We start from the raw sequence: 2,555 nt of genomic DNA on the forward strand, positions 1-2,555 counted from the left end.
GTAAGCGGTCGTTTTTCTGCGCGTAGCGAAACGGGTGCGAACGACATGACAACGGAAGCTGTGAGACAGCTTTTGTAGGTAATGTCATGTTTAATGATAAAAGCTCGGTGGTGATGTTGCCTCGCGGAGAGGTTTGTTCGAGCCGACGTCGCCGGTGGAGCGAAGAAGACAAGGGGCGGATTGTCGCCGAGAGTTTTGAGAAAGGCCGAACGGCGTCGGATGTGGCCCGGCGGCACGATATCAGCCCTCAGCAACTCTTCGAATGGCGCCGACAAGCGCGTAGCGGCGAACTCGCGGTTCCAGTGACGGACGAGATGACCTTCGCGGAGGTGTCGATAGGGCTTGGGGAGCCAACGGGCGCGGCGCCTGATCATGGTGGCCTTAACCTGTCGGTGAATGGCGTGACGGTCCGCGTCACGGGCCAGACGAATATCGGCCTTGTGGTCCGGGTGGTGCAGGCGCTCAGGAGCCTTCCGGCATGATCAGCTTCCCGGCGGGGGCTCGGATCGTCGTGGCGGCCAAACCCGTGGACTTCCGTCGCGGCGGCGAGAGCCTGGCGGCATTGGCGAAGGAGGTTCTGAAGGAAGATCCCTTTGCGGGGGTGATTGTCATCTTCCGGTCCCGCCGGGCCGATAGGGTCAAGATCATCGCCTGGGATCAGACTGGATTGGTGATGGTGTGGAAGTCGCTGGCGGGCGCGGCCTTCCGGTGGCCGCCCATCGTAGACGGCTGTATGCGTCTCTCCGCGGCTCAAGGAGCTGCCCTCTTCGAAGGGCTTGAGTGGCGACGAGTTTATCCTCAGGACCCAGCGATGGCACCGAGTGCTATAAGATAAAACCCGTTATCTGGACTGGGTTTTCTTCTCCAAGTAGGCTGCGTGTGGTACAAAATCGGCAAGATGACCCAAGCCGATCCCGCCCGCAGTGAGCCCGGCGACACGCCTTTGGATGCAGAGACGGTTGACGGTCTGCGCGCGAAGGTCAGGCACCTCGAAGGGATCATCACCGGCTTCGAGACCCTGATCGGCCAGTTGAAGAAGAACAACGACGAACTGCGCGCGCTGAAATTCGGCAAACGGTCGGAGAAACTGCATGCTGACCAATTGGCCCTGGGCTTCGAAGATATCGACCTGACCCAAGCTGCGCTCGAAGCCCAGATCGAACGTCTCGAAGACGAACAGCAGGCTTTAACGGGTGGCAAGCGCCGCCGCCGTGATCCTCATGAAGCCAGGGCCTCGCTGCCTGCTCATCTGCCGGTCGTGGAAGAGGTGCTGGAGCCCGAAATCCTGGAATGCCCCTGCTGCCATGGGGCGCTTCACCGGATAGGGGAGACGAGCGCCGATCGCCTGGACATCGTGCCGGTGCAATACTTCATCCGCCGTACGGTGCGGCCGAAGTACGCCTGCCGGGCCTGCGACGGCCAGATCATACAGGCCCCAGCCCCCGCTCATGTCGTCGAGGGCGGCCTACCGAGCGAGGCTTTGGTGGCCCAGGTCCTGGTCGCCAAGCACGCCGATCACGTGCCGATTTACACGCAGGTGCAGGCCATGGCGCGGCAGGGCATCCGCATCAACCGCAACGTGGTCACCGGCTGGGCTGGGCGGGGTGCAGGGGAACTGATGCCGATCTGGCGGCGAATGCGCGAGATCCTGCTCAGCGGTTCGCATCTCTTTATCGACGAAACCGAGGTGCGCGTCCTCGATCCCGGACGCGGCCGCACCAAGGTCAGCTACTTCTGGGCCATTGCCCGGGATGGTAGGCCCTATGGCAGCCAGGACCCGCCGACGGTGGTCTTTGCCTATGGCCCCGGCCGCGCCACTCTCCACGGCAGGCGCGCGTTGGAGGGCTTTGCCGGTGTCGCGCAATGCGACGGGTATCGCGTCTACAAGTCGCTGGCCCAGGAACGTCCCGAATTGCGGCTCGCTCATTGCTGGAGCCATTGCCGCCGGGCGTTCTTCAAACTCATGAAGACTGATGGATCAACGCCTCTTGCAGAGGAGGCTGTCAGGCGGATCCGCGCGTTTTACGCTATTGAGGATGATATCCGCGGCCGTTCAGCGGCAGATCGTCAGGTTGTACGGCAAGAACGCACGGCATCACTTGTGGAAAGCTTCCGGCAATGGCTGCTCGCGACCAAAGCCCAGGTCATGAAAGGCTCATCCCTTGAGGAGGCCGTTGATTATGCACTCGACCATTGGAGCGGCCTGATCTGCTTCCTCGATGATGGCCGCGTGGAAATCGACTCTAACACTGTCGAGCGTGCTCTGCGGCCCCTATGCCTGACCCGGAAAAACAGCCTTTTTGCCGGAAGTGATGGCGGCGCCGAAAACTGGGCTGTCACCGCATCGATCGTCGAGACCTGCAAAATGCTCAGCGTGAACGTTCAGGCCTACATCACCGATGTTCTCACCAAAATCGTGCAGGGCTGGCCAAATAGTCGTCTTGATGAGCTCATGCCTTGGGCTTGGCAGCCGCCTGTCGCTGAAGCCAAAGCCGCAGCGTAACTCAGCCTCCGCTCGCCCGTAGTCCCCGACCCGGCGATAAACGACCGCTTAC

The 2,555-nt window shown here is 61.6% G+C and carries 3 protein-coding genes; all 3 read left to right on the forward strand.

The genetic code is table 11. The annotated features are described in order from the left end of the window. The first annotated feature begins 113 nt into the window (after positions 1-113). The 3 genes from tnpA (at position 114) to tnpC (ending at position 2,503) form a co-directional block, all read left to right on the forward strand. Positions 114-482, forward strand: coding sequence for an IS66-like element accessory protein TnpA (tnpA, locus tag ACELLULO517_RS28385; protein ID WP_227310866.1), 369 nt, complete (start codon positions 114-116; stop codon positions 480-482). Continuing rightward, complete coding sequence (gene tnpB / locus ACELLULO517_RS28390) at positions 479-835, forward strand: IS66 family insertion sequence element accessory protein TnpB (RefSeq protein WP_227310864.1); 357 nt, start codon at positions 479-481, stop codon at positions 833-835. Before tnpA ends, tnpB begins: the two co-directional genes overlap by 4 nt. Before the next feature lie 63 nt (positions 836-898). Then, positions 899-2,503 (forward strand): IS66 family transposase, encoded by a 1,605-nt coding sequence (gene tnpC / locus ACELLULO517_RS28395; RefSeq protein WP_227310865.1) that lies wholly within the window; start codon positions 899-901, stop codon positions 2,501-2,503. The last annotated feature ends 52 nt before the right edge of the window (positions 2,504-2,555 follow it).

Origin of the sequence: Acidisoma cellulosilyticum (assembly GCF_020621385.1) — a bacterium.
Taxonomy (GTDB): Bacteria; Pseudomonadota; Alphaproteobacteria; order Acetobacterales; family Acetobacteraceae; genus Acidisoma; species Acidisoma cellulosilyticum.

Excerpts from the sequence above, each read along its gene's own strand:
- tnpB (WP_227310864.1), top strand. The coding sequence starts at position 479 with ATGATCAGCTTCCCGGCGGGGGCTCGGATCGTCGTGGCGGCCAAACCC.
- tnpC (WP_227310865.1), top strand. The coding sequence starts at position 899 with ATGACCCAAGCCGATCCCGCCCGCAGTGAGCCCGGCGACACGCCTTTG.
- tnpA (WP_227310866.1), top strand. The coding sequence starts at position 114 with ATGTTGCCTCGCGGAGAGGTTTGTTCGAGCCGACGTCGCCGGTGGAGC.